Consider the following 17,652-nt stretch of genomic DNA (forward strand, 5'->3'; position numbering starts at 1 on the left):
CAAAATTTAGGAGATGAATGAATGGAAACTACAAGTAGCTTGCAGTTGTCTAGAAGTCTTCCAGAAGAGCAGGGCATATCATCAGCCGCAATATCCAGCTTTATTGATGCAGTAGAGACGCAAAGCTTAGGTCTGCATAGCTTCATGCTCCTTAGGCATGGGTATGTGGTCTCTGAAGGCTGGTGGTCTCCTTATAAGTCCGATCTTCCACATATGCTATTTTCCCTTAGCAAAAGCTTCACCTCAACGGCAATCGGGATTGCGGTCACAGAAAAACTAATCACACTCGACAATTCAGTCATCTCCTTCTTCCCTGAAGAGGCTCCTGCGACTATCACTGACAATCTATCCAACATGACAATCAGACATCTATTGATGATGGGTACCGGGCATGTCGTGGATACTATGGACACACTTCATAAAAGTGCAGACGGGAATTGGGTTAAAGCTTTCTTCTCAGTCCCAGTGGAGAAACAACCAGGTACACATTTCCTATATAATACCGGCGCCACTTACATGCTGTCCGCGATCCTTCAACGAGTTACTGGCCAAACACTGCTAGAATATCTAGAACCGCGTCTGTTCGCTCCGCTCGGTATTCACGGAGCAACTTGGCAGTCTTGTCCACGTGGAATTAACACGGGGGGATTTGGCTTAAGCATTACCACAGAGGATATCGCTAAATTCGGCCAGCTTTACTTACAAAAAGGGATCTGGAATAATCAACGAATCCTGCCTGAACAGTGGATTAATGAGGCAACTTCCAAACACATTTCCAATGGCGAAGGCGATCATGACTGGGCGCTCGGATATGGTTATCAATTCTGGAGATGCCAACACGGAGCCTACCGCGCCGATGGCGCATTCGGACAACTCTGCGTTGTTCTTCCTGATCAGGATGCGGTAATTGCTATTACTGCCGCTTCAAATAGTATTCAAGGTATTTTGAATGCAGTGTGGGAGCATTTATTACCCAATATGAAAGATGTCCCTCTTCTGGAAGAACAAGCATTAACAGCCAAATTGGCAGACCAATTAAAAAACTTATCGATAGACCCTCCACAATTGCAGCGGTCATCTTTTCAAGAAGATCAATTGAATGGTATAACCTATACACTCGATGACAACCAATTTTCACTAGCTACTATCTCTATCTCTTTCAACAATGATGAAGCTGAAGTTACTTTAATAACTAAACTTGGTGAAAAGAATGTCATCCGATTAGGCCGAGGACAATGGCTCGAAAGCTTTGCACTCATCCTGGAGCCTTCCATGAACCGGATTATGTCCAGCTTTACTTGGACTGCAGAAGATCAACTTCAGTTGTCCTTGCTATTTGTTGAAATGCCTTTCTTAATTACACTTGATATTAAAATTCTAGAGAACATGCTAATCCTTAAACAGCGGATTAATGTGAATATGGGACCGCTTGAATTCGATGATATTATCGGAAGAATACAATAGGTATAGTTAATAATAGAAAGGCCGCTTCGTCCTATGCAGGAACTTAGCGGCCTTATATCCCTTTTTTTATTCCGAAAAATCAGCTAGCTTCAACATGACTGGGCAATGATCACTACCCATGATCTGACAATCAATTTGGGCATCAATTACATTAGGTGCAAGTCTAGAAGAAGCTAAGAAATAATCAATTCGCCAGCCCACATTCCGCTCTCTCACCTTCGGCATATAAGACCACCATGAATACACTCCCTCAAGCTCCGGGTGAAGATATCTGAACGTATCTATGAAGCCCGAATCAAGCAGTGTACTCATTTTCCCTCTCTCTTCATCCGTAAAACCGGAGTTCCCACGGTTAGCCTTTGCATTCTTGATATCAATATCTTCATGGGCAACATTTAGGTCTCCACAGACAACAACTGGTTTACGCTTGTCCAGTTCTAAGAGATAATTACGGAAACGGTCCTCCCATTCCATCCTATATGCCAATCGAGACAGATCTCGTTTGGCATTAGGCGTATAGACGTTGACCAGATAAAAATGTTCGAACTCTAATGTAATGATCCGGCCTTCTGCTTCTTCATCTTCTTCCATCCCATATCTCGCAGAGATCGGCTTGATTTTAGTGAATATTGCCGTACCGGAATAGCCCTTCTTCACTGCGTAATTCCAATATTGATCGTATTCTTCGCCATGCTCCAGTGTAATTTGCCCTTCCTGAAGCTTTGTTTCTTGAACACAGAAGATATCCGCATCTACTTCTTTGAAATAGTCATTAAACCCTTTTTTGACACATGCCCGAAGGCCATTAACATTCCATGATACCAGCTTTATCATCGGCTTTTCTCCTTGCATTTTGCTTTAGTTATACTATTACTGCGGTTATTATATCACTATAGTGAGCTGACGGGATATGTATAGCAGCAAAAGCCGCACCTCTCTCCATTGCGGAGAATTGGTGCAGCTTTTGGTTAATTCATACGCTAGCTAACTTATAGACCAATGGCTGTAGCTGTGAATGTAATTGGGCCTTTTATTTGAATTAAACTTCCAGCATTATTACTATTAGCAAATAGAACACCCAGTGTATAAATTTGGGTTCCCGGCAGTCCACCATCCACAGCAAGCACGTTTACAATCTGAAGGTTGTTACCAGGTTCGAAGAATCGATTGAGCGGGCTACTGTATACTTTTGTAGCACCTCTGTAAATATCTACGCGAATATCATCTGTAAATGAAAAACTATCAACACCGAAACTCGCTTTTAGCTCAACTCTCGAACGATAAGTTGCAGGATTAGCCGGATCAAGAAATACAGAGGTAGTAGTTATTCCTTGACCAACACCAACCGCCAATACTGGACCATCAACAGTTAAAAACGTAGAACCATAATCAATAATTGACGCCATTCTTAACACTTCCTTTCAAGGTTATACAACATTCTATGAAAATGAACTGAACCTTGAATGGATATATCATATGGGAGAATAGTATATTTTTATCATAGATTTATATCCTAATCATTCAACATCCGTGATACAATAACCAAATTGACACTATACAAATATTATTAAATACGTGAGGTAAAGAGACTTATGAATGCACCAACACTATTACGAGGGTTTAACTTTTTGTATTTTGCGTTGCTGGCTATGTTTATTCCTTTTCTGCCAGTCTATTTAGGGGAGCAGGGTCTTAACCCGGCGCAAATTGGATTCATTATTGGTACTGGAGGGTTTGTTACCATTATTGCTCAACCCTTATGGGGGATGATCAGTGACAAAACAAGAACGATCCGCAAAGTGCTGTTAATTCTGTTGTTATGCTCTGCGGTAACGGGATACTTTTTATTCGATTCTAGCAGCTACGTGCGACTTATTCTTTTTGCGATGCTGCTCTATTTCTTCTTAATGCCTATCGATCCGCTAGCTGAAAGCCTGAATTTCCGAATCTCTGAGGCAGCTGGAATTAGTTATGGTTCGATACGTACATACGGTGCGTTAGGGTACGGTGTTATGGCCCTACTCACAGGTTATGTGATGAGTTATTTCGGTTCACAAGGGATGGCCTTGCTGTTCGTCGCGATTAGTCTTACAAGCTTCGTAGTCAGCTGGTTCATGCCAGATGCTCCGGTGACCGGTAAACCGGTCACACTTGACAGCCTGAAGCATTTTCTTAGTAACAAAGAAACACTGCTATTTCTAGTACTCATATTTATTAGCTCCGTTCCCGCACGAATGAACGATACCTTCCTTGGAGTTTATATTCGCGAGCTTGGTGGCAGTCCTGAATTAGTTGGTCAATCGTTCTTTATCGCCGCAATGAGTGAAATTATTGTGTTCGCCTTAAGCTTTTGGTGGCTGCGCAAAGGAAAAGAGCTAATCATTATTTCGATTTCTGGAGCCTTTTATTTTCTTCGATTCTTTATTTCGGCCTGGATTTTGGATCCGCATTTATTAGCTTATCTACAGATTCTACAAATCCTTACCTTCCCGGTATTCTACTCTGCAGCTATTCAGTATCTATATAGTATTGTGCCTGTGGAATGGCGTGCTACGGGTCAAACTGTGTTGGCGTTACTGTTCTTCGGTGTATCAGGAATTCTCGCCTCTTATGCAGGTGGAGCATTATATGAAGCCTTTGGAGGTAAGGTCCTTTATTTAACAATTTCCGTGATGTCATTTATCGGTATGCTGTTCGGATTGATATTGTACAGAATCTATGGAAGTAAACACGCTAATAAAAAGAATATAGCCACTCATTAATCTTCCAACATTCAATAGTCTTACACTTCAAATTCATGCACTGTTGTTCGCAGCACTCTAGTTGATAATTCAGCTAGAGATGCTTTTTTATGAACTTCTACCTAAGTCATTCTTTATGCTGCTCCATAAGCTGTTTCAGTTTGATTTCAGTATTTGAATCTGCGGCAGGTGTATAAATACTACAACGTAAATCTGTGCTGCCTTGAACCTGTAGTGAGGTTAAATGAAATAACATTTTCCCTGCTTTGGCATGTCTGAATTCCAATAGCACATCTGGAGCAGAACTTACACGACTTTTTTCCCACATTTCATTAAACGCTGGATGCAGTCCCTTTAATTCCTCTATGAATTCATCGTACCAACGATCCTCTACATATTGTCCGTAATACGCTCTGAAGATGGATAGATAACCACTTACGAATTGTTCCCAATTTACAGCTAAACGTCTGAACTCCTTACGAACAAATAACAAACGAATCATGTTTCTCTCCTCGATGGGCAGCTTAGAGAAATCTAGAAACACATGTGCTGCAGCCTCATTCCAACCTACAATCCCGCAACGTCGGTCTGAAATAATCGTAGGACAAGTCTTAAGCTCCTGTAAAATTTTCTGTAGAGAAGGACTAATTACTGAGGATTCCTCTTGCTGAAATAGAACGTTCCCTGTTCCAGTCTCTAGTGCTAGTGCAAAAAGATATTTCCGCTCATCATTAGTTAGCTTTAGGGCAGTCGCAATACAGTCCAGAACAGACGAAGATACTTTAATATCCCTGCCCTGTTCTAGCCACGTATACCAGGTACTGCTTACCCCCGCTAACTGTGCAACTTCTTCCCTGCGAAGTCCAGGCGTTCTCCTGCGTGTGCCTTCTGGCAGTCCAACAGAGCTGGGTGAGATCGCAGCACGGCGTGCTTTTAAGAAATCTGATAATGCCTGCAACCTCGTCTGATTAGCCATACGCTTCCTCTCCTCTCTGTTACATTCTTTAGTATAGTACAAATTATACTAGGATAAACGATAACTTGTAATAGGATAAAATAAGTGGAAAAATACCTATATACACTTCTTGAGGAGGTTCATTATGGAACGCGTAGTTATTACAGGTATGGGCTTAATCTCGCCCCTTGGAAATACAATAGAACAATTCTGGGATCGTCTAGTTTCTGGTGAGTCGGGTATTTCCCCAATCACTTCATTTGATACCTCTAACTTTAAGACAAAGATCGCGGGAGTCGTGCATGATTTCGATGCGGAGGCCAGATTTGGCCGTAAAGAAGCACGCAGAATGGATAGATTTAGTCAGTTCGCTCTGGCAGCCGCTGAAGATGCCTGGACACATTCCGGTCTACAGCTTGATAAGATTGACAAGGAACGTCTCGGGGTTTATGTAGGATCAGGCGTTGGTGGAATTCAAACCTTGATGGAACAAGGGAATGTGCTAAAGGGCCGCGGACCAGATCGGGTCAGCCCCACTTTAATTCCCATGATGATCTCTAATATGGCTGCGGCGATGATCAGCATTAAATTAGGAGCTTTAGGTCCTACAATGTCTCCAGTAACTGCCTGCTCTATTGGAAATACGGCAATCGGTGAAGCCTTCCGGTTGATCCGTTATGGAGGTGCCGACATCGTAATTGCTGGTGGATCAGAAGCAGCCATTACTGAAATCTCTTTAGCCAGTTTCGGCAATGCCACCTCCTTATCCACTCGAAATGAGGAGCCGATTAAGGCGAGTCGGCCTTTTGACGGGGAACGTGACGGATTTGTTATCGGTGAAGGTGGCGGAATAGTTATTTTGGAGTCACTTTCTCATGCGCAGCGTAGAAACGCCAAGATTCACGGAGAGGTTATCGGTTATGGTGCCAGCTCTGATGCCTATCATATGGTCGCCACCCATCCAGAAGGAATTGGTGCTTATCAAGCGATGAAGCTGGCCCTGAATGAAGCTAATCTCCAGCCCGAAGAGGTGGATGTAATTAGTGCTCATGCCACGAGTACAGTAGTAGGTGACCGCTCTGAGACCCTTGCGATAAAGAAGTTATTCGGTGATCAAGCCTACCAGATTCCCGTAACCGCTAATAAGTCCATGACTGGACACGCCTTAGGGGCGGCTGGTGGCCTAGAAGCCATTGCCCTTATTAAGAGCATTCAAGAAGGAATCATCCCACCTACCATTAATCAGGAGGTCAAAGATTCCATCTGTGATTTAGATTATGTCCCGAACATTGCGCGAAAATCTGATCTTACTATAGGTATGTCTAACTCCTTTGGTTTCGGTGGGCATAATGCTGTCATTGTGATTCGAAAGTTTGAAGATTGACCAATCATCCATAAAACGGGGTTCCGACTTAGTCATTCTTAGGACTAATTGGAACCCCGTTTCTACTGCCAATTTCAAAAAAATCTGTTATTCCATCGTTGATACGTGGCTCCCCCAGATAGAGATACCTTCCTTGGAAACCGCAGTAAACGTCATAACGTTACTAGCTGTTGCTTCATTCCACTCTTTCAGGAACACCCCATTATAAGTAGAACCGTCAATGGTAAGCTCAGCAGTATGATCATCAATAAGCTTCCATTTCCCTTTTACTGCTCCTTTAATCTTACCGCTCTTAGTGAATTCAATCAGCTCCGACTGCACGATATCAGCCGAAATGTCTTTGTTATGGTTTACATATTTATATTCGCCTGAAATTTGCTCTTTTGTGTATTTCTCTATGCTCTCTCCGCCATAGCGGTGCGGGGCTACAACCGGCCAGCCCTCACTGTTCATAAACATCTGATGAACTCTTACCTCATGCTTTTCTCCACGATTCGGGAACCGTGTATGGAAGATCAGATAATACTTGCCATTCTCTTCATCATAAAACGCTGAGTTATGACCTGGTGATACATATCCTTCTCCACTCACTGGCAGCTCGTCATCTGTATTCAAGAATTCGAAATTCCCCATTAGCTTCACTCCATAAGGAGCATATGCTTGATCATCGAACAATACGGATGGCGATCCTTGTGCATTAATCATATCTTGACCCTCAGAATCTTCGAAAGGTCCATCAGGCGCCTTTGAACGAGCTACACGGATGTTATATCCACCGTCTGCAGCCAGACCACCGTAGGATAGGAACAGATAGTAGTAATCCGTTTCCGGACTGTACAGCACATATGGAGCTTCTATCCGAGCATGGTTCGCACCCAAAAGCTTTTTGCCATAACCTTGATCTGGCAGCGGGAAGCCTGTATTCGCATCTAGTTCCATAATAAAAATACCACCGGAGTAAGAGCCATAGACCATCCACAGCTTCCCTTCTTTATCAAAGAACACATCCGGATCTACTACATTCGGCTTTTGAGTGGCATCATATATTTCTCCATCATCACCCTTGCCCATCATACCTGACTTCAGAATGATTCCTTTATTCTTATAAGGTCCCTCAATATTGTCCGACACAGCTATGCCGAGTGCAGACAACGGGGAATCCCCTTTACAAGCATTGTAATACATATAGTATTTGCCATCCGCCAATTGGATAACATCGGGTGCCCATAAGGTATCCGTCTGTGCCCATTTTAATGCTTCAGCAAACTCCTCTTTGACATTAGGAATGAGAACGTTTCCTTCTACCACCCCAGAGGACAGCTGAGTCCAAGACATCAGATCATTTGATTTAGCAGATGCTAAATGAGAGCCGAACACATAGTATTTGTTATCTGTCATAATGATCGACGGATCATGTACAGATACATTTTTGAAGACAGGCTGGGCAGAGTCAGCTACGTTATTTGTGTTGCTGGAACTAGCTGAATTGTCATTGCACGCGGTTACTGCTAATAATGAAACGCTGATCATTGTAGTCATAATTGCTTTTCTCATCGTTATACCTCCTATGTATGCCTTTTCATTTTGAAACGAAAACAAACAATAGTCAATCCTTTTATTTAACTAAGTTCGTATTAATTCATATTCATTTAAATAATAGTGAACATTCATACACATAAAAAAACGCCAAGCCATCGAAATGGCCTGACGTTTCTTTTATATTTTACGTAAAATAATCTCTTTAATTAGCGCCTTCTTGTACCAAAACTGGCTCTGGATAAGCATTCTTAAGCACACGTTGTCTGTTCTTAACAACTGCCGGCGGTTCCACCTTAGGAGCCATCGGATGCATTAGCCAAGACTTCACCATATGGGTATCCGAAACCTTATACATTGGAGGCTCTTTCTCCATATCGATTTGCATAGCGTAAGTGGAACGTAGTGCGAAAGCATCGCCCTTAGGCGGTTTGATCAAATCTGGAGGAGTACCAGGAATTGCTGTTAGCAAAGATCCTTTGCTCTCTAGACTTGGCATGGAAGCTAGCAAGCCCCAAGTGTATGGGTGTCTTGGATCGTAGAAGATCTCTTCCGCTGTTCCCATTTCAACAATTTGTCCAGCATACATTACAGCTACACGATCTGCCATTCTTGCTACAACCCCGAGATCATGGGTGATAAAAATAATAGCCGTATCAATCTTCTTCTGCAATTCCTTCATCAAATCAAGGATTTGTGCTTGGATGGTTACGTCGAGCGCAGTAGTCGGCTCATCCGCAATCAGAAGCTTAGGGTTCGCAGCAAGTGCCATTGCAATAACAACACGTTGACGCATACCACCACTGAATTCATGTGGATATTGATTGAAACGACGTTCTGGAGAAGGAATACCTACAAGATTGAGAAGCTCAATCCCACGTTTATTCGCATCAGCCTTGGAGATGTTCTCATGTTTAAGCAGCACTTCAGTAATTTGTCTGCCGACCTTCATCATTGGGTTCAGAGAGGTCATCGGATCTTGGAAGATCATACCGATCTCTTTACCGCGGATCTTCTGCATCTGCTTCTCTGTCTTGCCAATCAAATCTTGTCCATCGAATAGAATCTGTCCGCGTTTATATTCTCCTGGTGGTGTAGGAACTAGCTTCATAACCGCTTGTGAGGTTACACTTTTACCCGAACCTGACTCCCCAACAATCGCTAGAGTTTCACCTTTATCTACATGGAAGCTAACACCACGGATCGCTTGTACCTCTCCGCCGTGTGTTTTGAATGATATCGCTAAGTCTTTTACCTCTAAAAGGCGCTCCATCTTGTCACCCTCTCATTTCCTCGTCAATTATGATAATGATTCTCAGCATGTTGTAAGCAATAAGTATTATTTTATCTAGTTTTAAGGGTTCTAGTCAAGATTTTTCTGAAAAAAATACGGCTAACCTCACACTTTAGTACTAGATCTAATTATTGCGTGCTCAATAGTTGCGATAGCTCCTCTTTAAAATACGCAAATAGAGAATAAGGAAGAACTACTAGGTACTGCTAAATACAATAAATGGTATGGAAGGAATACTGCCATGATTCTAAAGCCCACTATCAAAATATACACGAATAATACAACCAAAGCAAAAGTTACATGGTCATGTACTTCAGTAAGCAATGCTATTTGTGCATAAATGATCATGAAACAAACGTAGTATTGACAGCGGCTACAGCAAACTTACGGTATCAATATGTACACTCAGCCGTTCAAATATAAGAATTCTCCCCTACTGTTGCTCAGTCTCCCTATCTGTCATGTTGTAGTTGTGTCAAAAATGTGTTAATTCATGAACCGCTTCCAGCCCTCAAGCAGATTATCATGCGCCCACTCAAGGTGACCTTGGCTATCGTACTTACGCGAATAACACTCGATGAAGTAAATTAAGTCGATATATAAGTCGTAGAGTTTTTTACGGGCATGTTCGTTTGGGCTGTCGAAGCTATTCCCGTAACCTCTGCAGAAATGCTCTGAATTCTCAATATAGCGAAAATAATATTCCATAAGTGGATCGCCCCAAAGTGCCCGTTCCCAATCAATCAATGCAACAATGCGGCCCTCTCGCACAAACACATTGCCATCCCATAAATCCCAATGTATTAGACGAGGCTCAACGACTACGTCCATAACATGTAAGTGACTTTTGATCTCTGCCTCAACAGTTTCTAACGGAATGGGCATTTCTACCTTTAAACGACGTGCATCTTCAAGCAGATTCATTATCAAATGCTTAAAAGTTTCCCGCCATGAAGTTCCTTTTACTGGTGTGGACGCACTAAATAATCCGAAACGCTCACCAGGAATTTCATTAATTAAACGGGAATAACGACCTAACTCTTCCTCAATACTTATTCTCTGCTGCGAGCTTAGCGCTTCCTTAATTTCATTATAGGGCTGGCCAACTATTTTCTCCATGAAAAAAAACTCACTTGAAATCATTTCTTTACTGTTATCATAAGCGTATACCTCAGGCACAGGTACTGTCCCTTTTGACTTCATCAGTCGCATCGCTTCAACCTCTACAGACATAATATCATGCTCGTAACTAAGGGTATCTGCTTCAGCTGACGGTGCTATCTTAAGAATCATGTCTCTTCCATCTGATAATAAAAGGTCATATGCTGCGTTAAAATAGCCACCTGTCAGTTCAGTACTTCGCTGAATGCTCACATGGCTTCCAAAAGTAACACCTACCAAATCATTCTGTTGCTCTGTCGTTAATTTTGTTTTAGTAAAGCTCTCCAAGATCTCACCACCATAATGAAATAAGTATCAAAGGATAAACAATCCTTCTCCATTTGATTGAAAATTGTTAAAATTAGAACAAACGAGTCTCATTAGCCTGCTTTTCATGAAAGAGAGGAAACGATTAACATGATTATTAAACCTAGAACACGCGGCTTTATCTGTACTACCGCACACCCGCAAGGTTGCGCTCGTCAAGTAGAGCGGCAAATCGAATATATCCAGACACAACCCGAGATCAAAGGACCACGCAAGGTGCTTGTCATTGGCGCCTCTACAGGATATGGCCTCGCCTCACGGATTACAGCCGCCTTTGGGGCTGGAGCCAGCACAGTAGGCGTCTACCGCCAGAGCAGCAGCAATGGAGCCCGTACAGCCTCTGCTGGATGGTACAATTCAGCAGCCTTTGAGGAACTTGCAGAGAAAGCTGGACTTCAATCCTACAGCGTAACCGGTGATGCCTTCTCCAAAGAAACTAAGGATAGAACCATACAGCTGATTCGCAGTGAATTGGGACAAGTTGATCTAGTCATCTACAGCGTTGCTTCTGCCCGTCGAACAGATCCTGTGACGGGTGAAGTTTATAACTCCGTAATTAAACCTATAGGAGATACCTACACTAATAAAACCGTAAACTTTCATACGGGTGAAGTTAGTCAAATTTCTATTGAGCCTGCTACAGACAAAGAAATCGATGATACCATTCGAGTGATGGGTGGTGACGATTGGCAGCTTTGGATTGAAGCTCTCCATCAAGCCGGAGCTTTGGCCGATCATGCCACCACCATCGCATTCTCATATATCGGGCCGGAGATTACCCAGTCTGTATATCGTAAGGGAACGATTGGACGCGCAAAAGATCATCTAGAATTAACAGCACACACTCTTAACGATGAACTATCTAGTATAGACGGTCGAGCTTATGTAGCAGTTACGAAAGGACTGGTCACACAGTCTAGCTCAGCAATTCCTGTCGTCCCCCTGTACACTTCTGCGCTATACAAAGTCATGAAAGAGAAAGGACTTCATGAGGGTTGTATTGAGCAAACCTATCGGTTGTTTGCAGAACGTCTTTATGCGATCGAAGGGACTTCTGTGGACGAAGAAGGGCGTATCCGAATCGATGACTGGGAGATGTCCCCGGATGTACAGGATCAAGTGACTCAAATCTGGGATAAACTCACGACAGACAATATCTATGAATTGACAGATCTAGAAAGCTACAAACAGGAGTTTTTCCAGTTATTCGGATTTGAGACTGAGGGTGTAGATTATGAAGCTGAGACTGATCCAGACGTAACGGTTACCAATCAGCGGTAAACAATACATTATGTTGCGGACTATCTTCTAGCAGATGTTAGTGGTTGCTCAAGTGCATACAATTCTTCTTCAATGGAAATCATCTTTTGCTCAATCACTTTACGGGCATCTGCCAGTGCCTGATTATAAATATAAGGTGAGAGTTCTTTGAGCATAAAATCAAGAAGATTCTCACTTGCTAATTGGCCAATTTCGCTAGACAGCTCCGTTTCAAAATAATCCTGAATGCTGGATGTAATTTGTAGTTTGTGTTCTCTCTGTATTTTTATCGGCTGCATGATCGTCCTCCAATTTGTATGGTTTAAAATTCAGATTATTAATACAGGAAAAATGACGTGCTTGCGCACGTCATTTCTTATATCTACACCCTTTAATCTAAACCCACCACATTTCTGCTAGTGGCTCCTCAATCAATACTTGTTGAAGGTTACTTACAGCTTTGGAGAAGCCTTCTTCCACAGACATCAATCCATCTTCATGCTCAATACTGACCACATAATCATATCCTACCAAACGAAGAGCACTCATAATATCAGCCCAAGTCTTAAGATCATGTCCAAAGCCAACCGAACGGAACTGCCATGCACGGTCAAGCATTTTGGTATAGGATTGCATATCTGTTAAGCCATGCATATTGACATTGACTGGATCAATAACTGTATCTTTAGCGTGGAAATGATGAATTGCGCCTTGGCGGCCTAAAATATGAATTGCCTGCACTGGATCAATTCCTTGCCACCACATATGACTCGGATCAAGGTTAGCTCCGATTACTTCACCTGCAGCTTCTCTCAACCGCAGTAGAGTAGCAGGTGTGTGAACGGAGAATCCGCCGTGCAGCTCAAGACCAACCTTCACATCATGCTCTGCGGCAAAGGCTCCCCATTCAGTCCAGTAAGGAATCACTTTATTTTCCCATTGCCAATCCAGAATTTCTTGATAATCATTTGGCCATGGAGCTACCGGCCAGTTCGGATACTTGGCACCCTCATGATCACCTGGACAGCCAGAGAACGTATTAACGACTGGAACTCCTAGCTTCTGCGCCAATTTGACCGAGTTCACAAAGTCCTCATGATCCTTCTGGGCAAGCTCTTTTTGTGGGTGTAGGGGATTTCCGTGACAGCTCAATGCACTGATCGTCAATCCACGGGATTCCACAGCATGTTTGAATTCTTTCAATGCTGTCTCATTCTCGAGAAGCATCTTAGGATCACAATGGCTGTTACCAGGATTCCCTCCTGTACCAATCTCTACCGCCTTTAGACCTTTGGACGCTACATAATCAAGAGCATCCTCCAGCTTGCGACCCCCAAACAAGACCATAAATACTCCAAGTTTCATTGTAAGTCACCTCTTTTGCAAATAGTTTACTTACCTTCACCATACATATCGAAGTCTTTTACTACTTGGTTCTTCTCAGCAGATTCAAAAATAGCTTCAATCAAATTCTGAACACGCATTACTTCGGCATTCTTAACGATTGGCTCTGCTGTTCCCTCAATAACGGCTGCGAAATTGTCATAGAAGCTAGAGCCTAGCTCCGCAGGTTGAGGTAAAGCTTCTGTAATCGTAGCCCCTTCTGAAGGAGGCGCCATAGTTTTGGTTAATCCAACACCAGCACGTATAGGCTTAGGTTCGATCTTTTCACCTTCATTGTTTCTGGTTACTAAACGTCCAGTTAAAGACCAATCTTCGATAATACCCGTTCCTTCAATACCCTTCACATACCATCTAGGCAGCGTAATAAAGTTAGTTGTCCCAACCTCAACGATAGCTTTAATTCCATTCTCAAATTGCAGGATGGCTTCAAAGCCATCATCTACATCATTGCCTAAAATAAAGCTCAGACTGCTGCTCACACTGATGACTTTGCTATCGATCATAAATAAGAGCTGATCTAATAAATGAACGCCCCAATCTAGCAGCATTCCTCCACCTTGTGCCTTGACATGGCGCCAGTCTCCTGGAATACCATTCGCTCCATGTACGCGAGATTCAAGCTGGAACAAAGAACCGATGGTCTCTTGATCATACATTTTTTTGATGGTTAAGAAATCCTCATCCCAACGTCTGTTCTGATGTACCATGAACACACGTCCTGCTGCATCCGCAGCATCCAGCATATCTTGAAGCTCTTCCTTGGACATAGCGACTGGCTTCTCACAAATAACATGTTTGCCAGCTTGTAGCGCACGTATAGCGATTTCTTTGTGTACATCGTTTGGTGTCGCAATAAGAACAATCTCAACTGCAGGATCTGCTAATACTTCTTCATAACTTTCATATACCTTGTAACCAGCATTGATGGAGTCCGCACGACGTGCTTCAAGCAAGTCGTATGTCCCTACCACTTCTAGAGAGTTAGTCTCCTTAATTAATTTCGCGTGATAACTTCCCATTCCACCAAAGCCAACGATGACTACGGAATGTATCTTTGAGCTCATGACTTCCACTCCTACTTCCCTATTAATTATCTGATGTGCCGTCAAAATACACAGCGCGACCTGTACGTGAAGATTCATAAATAGCTTCCAAGATTTGAGTAACAACGAGGGCCTGCTCAGGTTTAACTACAGGTTCCTTGTCTTCTCTAACCGCCTCAAGCCACAAACGAGCTTCACGATCAGATTCATTTTCCTGTCCACCATCAAAGAACGCTACTCCACCAGCAGACAAGTCTACTTTGGTCTCATACAGACGTCCACCACGGTCACCGTTTAGGCGCAGACCATCCTTCATATCTGCACCACCTTCTGTACCTGCAAGAAGCGTCTGAGCTTCTCGATACTCAGATACATTTAGTGCCCAGCTAGATTCAAGTACAATTGTAGCACCATTTTCCATGGTAATAAATCCAAAAGCTGAATCTTCTACCTTAAATTGCTCAGGATCCCAAGGACCAAAGGCATTTCCAGCGTTCTTTCGGTTACTCAGCTTATGGAAAGACGAGCCCATAACACTGCGTGGTTTATAATTATCCATCATCCATAAAGTAAGATCAAGTGCATGCGTACCGATATCGATCAGTGGGCCGCCGCCTTGCTTTTCTTCATCCAGGAACACGCCCCAAGTAGGAACCGCACGACGACGAAGGGCAATTGCTTTTGCATAATAGATATCACCTAGTTCGCCGTTTTCGCAGAGTGCTTTAAGGTATTCACTATCCGAACGATAACGGTTCTGGTAAGCGACAGACAACTTCATCCCCGTACGCTTCGCAGCATCCAACATTTCTTGTGCTTGGGCAGTGGTTTTAGCCATTGGTTTCTCGCACATTACATGGTTACCTGCTTCCAATGCAGCAATAGTAATCACGGAGTGACTGTCATTTGGTGTACATACATGAACAATATCAAATCCGCCAGCTTTCAAAAGCTCAGTGTAATCTGTATAAACAGCAGCGCCTTCAGCGCCATAAGTCTGAGCGGCTTTCTGTGCACGCTCTTCTATGATATCGCAGAAAGCTACCATTTCAGCATCCTTCTGACGTGACAAACTTGGCATATGTTTCCCATTTGCGATACCACCGCAACCTACAATAGCAATTCTCAACTTATTAGACATTAACTTTTCCTCCTTGATTTGCGTGTGCTTTTACCCATTTCAAACTATCTTCTACACTTTCTAATGGTGAACGACTGCAGAAATCCTGCTCTACTACCGCCCACTCCACATTTGCCTGTACAGCTGCATTTAAAATTGCAGTAAGGTTCACTTCACCTTCACCTAGTACAACAGTTTCCGGAGATCCGTCTTCTTTTTTCTTCAAATCCTTCAGATGGATGATCGGTAGTCGACCTGCGTATTTATTGATATATTCAACTGGATCATAGCCTGCATGATGTACCCAGCAAGTATCCATTTCCACTTGCAACAGGTCAGCCGGCACCTCTTCAAACAATCCATCAAAAGCAGTACGGTCACTATCACCATATTTATCTGTTAACTCGAAATCATGATTGTGATACAGAAGAACTGCTCCGCCCGCTTTGCACTTTTCTCCAATAACCTTCAGATTCGCGGCAACCTCTACATAGTTACGTTGTTCTTCTGACAAATAAGGAACAATCAAATTTGGATTTCCAATCTCAAGATTGTAAGAGATCTCTGCTTCTGTATCATTCAGCAATGCGTCATATGGACGATGTGCGCCGAGCGCAACTAGTCCAAGCTCATTTAGCAATTGTTTGACTTCTGCTGCGGTGCGGCCGAAATAGTGGAAAAACTCTACGCCTTTATATCCAAGGGCTGCTACCTTACGCAGTGTTCCTTCAAAATCCTGTTCCAATTCTTCTCTAAGCGTGTACAATTGCAGACCTATCTTCAGCATTTTCTAATCACTCCAATGGGTTTAGGGTTAGCTTACTAATTCATTTAAACTTCTTTCTGCTGCTCGTCCCCAAAGAGATCAACAGCAGCAATCACTTGAACAATAATGCTGTTGCAGAATTGACTAATCTGATTCCCATTAGTTTCCTTCAACTGCCATTCTTGTTTGCATAGCTAATATCGACTCCGTATAGCGTGGATGGTCGATTTCTTTCTTTATTGCTTAGGTACATAGTAATATGAAAGCGTATATAATAAAATGAATAATATGATTAAAACATGAACAATCTGATTATCATTTCTAGACATCAAGGAGGACACATGAATCAATCAACTACCTGTCACGTTTTATCTGCTGGATTTTCCTTTCACCGCAAACCTTTTCATATGTCACATAGCCATGGAAATCAGAACTATTTAATTCGTCTGCAAACAGAGGGCCGAAGCCGAGCAATGATCGACGGTGTGATGACTCCAGTAGAGAGCGGCGATATCATGCTGTTTGCTCCTAATGATCCTTACTATTTAATCATTGATAAGGAAGAGTATCCTGTGGGTAAGCCGCGGATTGAAAGCGGAGATTATCATATTTTTTGTGAAGGAACTTGGATTGTTGAATGGTGGGAACGTGCTCAGAGACCCTCACTCTTAAGTGTGCCACTTAGTGAGAATTTCCTCGGCTTATTTCGTCAACTGATTCTTGAGCACAGACGTCTTTCCGATTTCTCACCAGCGATATCTGCCTGTTATCTGCAAATCCTGTGTATGGAAATCGACAGACTCATTACAGATCAGCCAGCGATTACGCCTAAAGGCTATCTAGCTTACCGAATGAAGCAATATGTTGAGGAGCATGCAACCTTACCTTTTCTGTTGGAGGATGTTGCCGCACATGTAGATATTTCCGTCTCCCGTGCCGTTCATTTATTTAAGGAGGCCTTCGGGACCAGTATTATCAAATATGTAAATGATGTCCGGCTAGAGATGGCAAGAGAACGAATAACCTTCAGCCCGATGCCGCTGGAGCAAGTAGCAGAAACCTGCGGTTTCGCGAACTATACTTATTTTCACCGTGTATTCCGAAGTCGTTTCGGCATGTCCCCTAGACAGTACCGTGTACACAGCAGAACTCAAGTATAATATAGAGGTGAATTGCATCAACAAAAATAGGGCTATC

At 42.9% G+C, this 17,652-nt stretch carries 16 protein-coding genes; 5 read left to right on the top strand and 11 right to left on the bottom strand.

The genetic code is table 11. From position 1 onward, the window contains the following. Nucleotides 1–21 precede the first annotated feature (21 nt). Nucleotides 22–1,464, top strand: a complete 1,443-nt coding sequence (locus tag ACFWMP_RS02145) for a serine hydrolase domain-containing protein (RefSeq protein ID WP_379421799.1) — start codon at nucleotides 22–24, stop codon at nucleotides 1,462–1,464. Nucleotides 1,465–1,530: 66 nt separating this feature from the next. Here the strand turns inward: ACFWMP_RS02145 and ACFWMP_RS02150 are convergent, their stop codons facing one another. Beyond that, nucleotides 1,531–2,295, bottom strand: a complete 765-nt coding sequence (locus ACFWMP_RS02150; protein ID WP_379423475.1) for an exodeoxyribonuclease III — start codon at nucleotides 2,293–2,295, stop codon at nucleotides 1,531–1,533. A gap of 158 nt (nucleotides 2,296–2,453) precedes the next feature. Then, entirely contained in the window at nucleotides 2,454–2,870 is a 417-nt protein-coding gene (locus ACFWMP_RS02155; RefSeq protein ID WP_339247570.1) for a Clp protease/crotonase-like domain-containing protein, read from the bottom strand. Nucleotides 2,871–3,056: 186 nt separating this feature from the next. On the opposite strand from ACFWMP_RS02155, the gene ACFWMP_RS02160 reads away from it, so the two are divergent. Beyond that, on the top strand, nucleotides 3,057–4,226 hold the full coding sequence (locus tag ACFWMP_RS02160; protein WP_042187555.1) for an MFS transporter: 1,170 nt from the start codon (nucleotides 3,057–3,059) through the stop codon (nucleotides 4,224–4,226). A 106-nt stretch (nucleotides 4,227–4,332) separates the two neighbouring features. On the opposite strand, the gene ACFWMP_RS02165 is transcribed toward ACFWMP_RS02160, so the two are convergent. Further along, entirely contained in the window at nucleotides 4,333–5,181 is an 849-nt protein-coding gene (locus ACFWMP_RS02165; protein WP_339247564.1) for a helix-turn-helix transcriptional regulator, read from the bottom strand. 124 nt (nucleotides 5,182–5,305) lie between these two features. Between ACFWMP_RS02165 and fabF the strand changes: the two genes are divergently transcribed. Then, nucleotides 5,306–6,544 carry a beta-ketoacyl-ACP synthase II gene (gene fabF / locus ACFWMP_RS02170; RefSeq protein WP_042187551.1) on the top strand — a complete coding sequence of 413 codons (1,239 nt, stop codon included), beginning with the start codon at nucleotides 5,306–5,308 and terminating at the stop codon, nucleotides 6,542–6,544. 87 nt (nucleotides 6,545–6,631) lie between these two features. Here the strand turns inward: fabF and abnB are convergent, their stop codons facing one another. From abnB to ACFWMP_RS02185, 3 genes are all read right to left on the bottom strand, one after another. Further along, the gene (gene abnB, locus ACFWMP_RS02175) at nucleotides 6,632–8,098 is read right to left on the bottom strand and encodes an arabinan endo-1,5-alpha-L-arabinosidase AbnB (RefSeq protein ID WP_379421800.1); all 1,467 of its coding nucleotides are present in this window, start codon (nucleotides 8,096–8,098) and stop codon (nucleotides 6,632–6,634) included. 187 nt (nucleotides 8,099–8,285) lie between these two features. Beyond that, nucleotides 8,286–9,353: an ABC transporter ATP-binding protein gene (locus ACFWMP_RS02180; RefSeq protein WP_042187548.1), complete on the bottom strand. Its 1,068-nt coding sequence runs from the start codon at nucleotides 9,351–9,353 to the stop codon at nucleotides 8,286–8,288. Nucleotides 9,354–9,860: 507 nt separating this feature from the next. Continuing rightward, the gene (locus tag ACFWMP_RS02185; protein WP_379421801.1) at nucleotides 9,861–10,823 is read right to left on the bottom strand and encodes a phosphotransferase family protein; all 963 of its coding nucleotides are present in this window, start codon (nucleotides 10,821–10,823) and stop codon (nucleotides 9,861–9,863) included. Between the two features lie 129 nt (nucleotides 10,824–10,952). Here ACFWMP_RS02185 and fabV point away from each other — a divergent pair, with 129 nt between their 5' ends. After that, complete coding sequence (fabV, locus tag ACFWMP_RS02190) at nucleotides 10,953–12,143, top strand: enoyl-ACP reductase FabV (RefSeq protein ID WP_042187546.1); 1,191 nt, start codon at nucleotides 10,953–10,955, stop codon at nucleotides 12,141–12,143. A 20-nt stretch (nucleotides 12,144–12,163) separates the two neighbouring features. Here the strand turns inward: fabV and ACFWMP_RS02195 are convergent, their stop codons facing one another. The 5 genes from ACFWMP_RS02195 to ACFWMP_RS02215 all read right to left on the bottom strand — a co-directional run bounded on the left by ACFWMP_RS02195 (nucleotide 12,164) and on the right by ACFWMP_RS02215 (nucleotide 16,476). Beyond that, nucleotides 12,164–12,421, bottom strand: coding sequence for a DUF2164 domain-containing protein (locus ACFWMP_RS02195; protein WP_042187544.1), 258 nt, complete (start codon nucleotides 12,419–12,421; stop codon nucleotides 12,164–12,166). A 97-nt stretch (nucleotides 12,422–12,518) separates the two neighbouring features. Beyond that, the gene (locus tag ACFWMP_RS02200) at nucleotides 12,519–13,487 is read right to left on the bottom strand and encodes a sugar phosphate isomerase/epimerase family protein (RefSeq protein WP_042187542.1); all 969 of its coding nucleotides are present in this window, start codon (nucleotides 13,485–13,487) and stop codon (nucleotides 12,519–12,521) included. A gap of 26 nt (nucleotides 13,488–13,513) precedes the next feature. After that, nucleotides 13,514–14,590 (bottom strand): Gfo/Idh/MocA family protein, encoded by a 1,077-nt coding sequence (locus ACFWMP_RS02205; protein ID WP_042187540.1) that lies wholly within the window; start codon nucleotides 14,588–14,590, stop codon nucleotides 13,514–13,516. A gap of 22 nt (nucleotides 14,591–14,612) precedes the next feature. Next, nucleotides 14,613–15,710 (bottom strand): Gfo/Idh/MocA family protein, encoded by a 1,098-nt coding sequence (locus tag ACFWMP_RS02210; protein ID WP_042187538.1) that lies wholly within the window; start codon nucleotides 15,708–15,710, stop codon nucleotides 14,613–14,615. Then, a complete protein-coding gene (locus tag ACFWMP_RS02215) occupies nucleotides 15,703–16,476 on the bottom strand; it encodes a sugar phosphate isomerase/epimerase family protein (protein ID WP_379421802.1) in 774 nt (257 codons plus the stop codon). Before ACFWMP_RS02215 ends, ACFWMP_RS02210 begins: the two co-directional genes overlap by 8 nt. Before the next feature lie 320 nt (nucleotides 16,477–16,796). Here ACFWMP_RS02215 and ACFWMP_RS02220 point away from each other — a divergent pair, with 320 nt between their 5' ends. Next, a complete protein-coding gene (locus ACFWMP_RS02220; RefSeq protein ID WP_042187534.1) occupies nucleotides 16,797–17,615 on the top strand; it encodes an AraC family transcriptional regulator in 819 nt (272 codons plus the stop codon). The last annotated feature ends 37 nt before the right edge of the window (nucleotides 17,616–17,652 follow it).

Source organism: Paenibacillus sp. NPDC058367, from assembly GCF_042723305.1.
Lineage (GTDB): Bacteria > Bacillota > Bacilli > Paenibacillales > Paenibacillaceae > Paenibacillus_AQ.

Bases quoted from the DNA above. Each gene is read 5' to 3' on its own strand.
- ACFWMP_RS02210 (WP_042187538.1), bottom strand. From the start codon at position 15,710: ATGTCTAATAAGTTGAGAATTGCTATTGTAGGTTGCGGTGGTATCGCA.
- ACFWMP_RS02180 (WP_042187548.1), bottom strand. From the start codon at position 9,353: ATGGAGCGCCTTTTAGAGGTAAAAGACTTAGCGATATCATTCAAAACA.
- ACFWMP_RS02205 (WP_042187540.1), bottom strand. From the start codon at position 14,590: ATGAGCTCAAAGATACATTCCGTAGTCATCGTTGGCTTTGGTGGAATG.
- ACFWMP_RS02215 (WP_379421802.1), bottom strand. From the start codon at position 16,476: ATGCTGAAGATAGGTCTGCAATTGTACACGCTTAGAGAAGAATTGGAA.
- ACFWMP_RS02195 (WP_042187544.1), bottom strand. From the start codon at position 12,421: ATGCAGCCGATAAAAATACAGAGAGAACACAAACTACAAATTACATCC.
- ACFWMP_RS02155 (WP_339247570.1), bottom strand. From the start codon at position 2,870: ATGGCGTCAATTATTGATTATGGTTCTACGTTTTTAACTGTTGATGGT.
- ACFWMP_RS02145 (WP_379421799.1), top strand. From the start codon at position 22: ATGGAAACTACAAGTAGCTTGCAGTTGTCTAGAAGTCTTCCAGAAGAG.
- ACFWMP_RS02220 (WP_042187534.1), top strand. From the start codon at position 16,797: ATGAATCAATCAACTACCTGTCACGTTTTATCTGCTGGATTTTCCTTT.
- ACFWMP_RS02200 (WP_042187542.1), bottom strand. From the start codon at position 13,487: ATGAAACTTGGAGTATTTATGGTCTTGTTTGGGGGTCGCAAGCTGGAG.
- ACFWMP_RS02160 (WP_042187555.1), top strand. From the start codon at position 3,057: ATGAATGCACCAACACTATTACGAGGGTTTAACTTTTTGTATTTTGCG.
- fabV (WP_042187546.1), top strand. From the start codon at position 10,953: ATGATTATTAAACCTAGAACACGCGGCTTTATCTGTACTACCGCACAC.
- fabF (WP_042187551.1), top strand. From the start codon at position 5,306: ATGGAACGCGTAGTTATTACAGGTATGGGCTTAATCTCGCCCCTTGGA.
- ACFWMP_RS02165 (WP_339247564.1), bottom strand. From the start codon at position 5,181: ATGGCTAATCAGACGAGGTTGCAGGCATTATCAGATTTCTTAAAAGCA.
- abnB (WP_379421800.1), bottom strand. From the start codon at position 8,098: ATGAGAAAAGCAATTATGACTACAATGATCAGCGTTTCATTATTAGCA.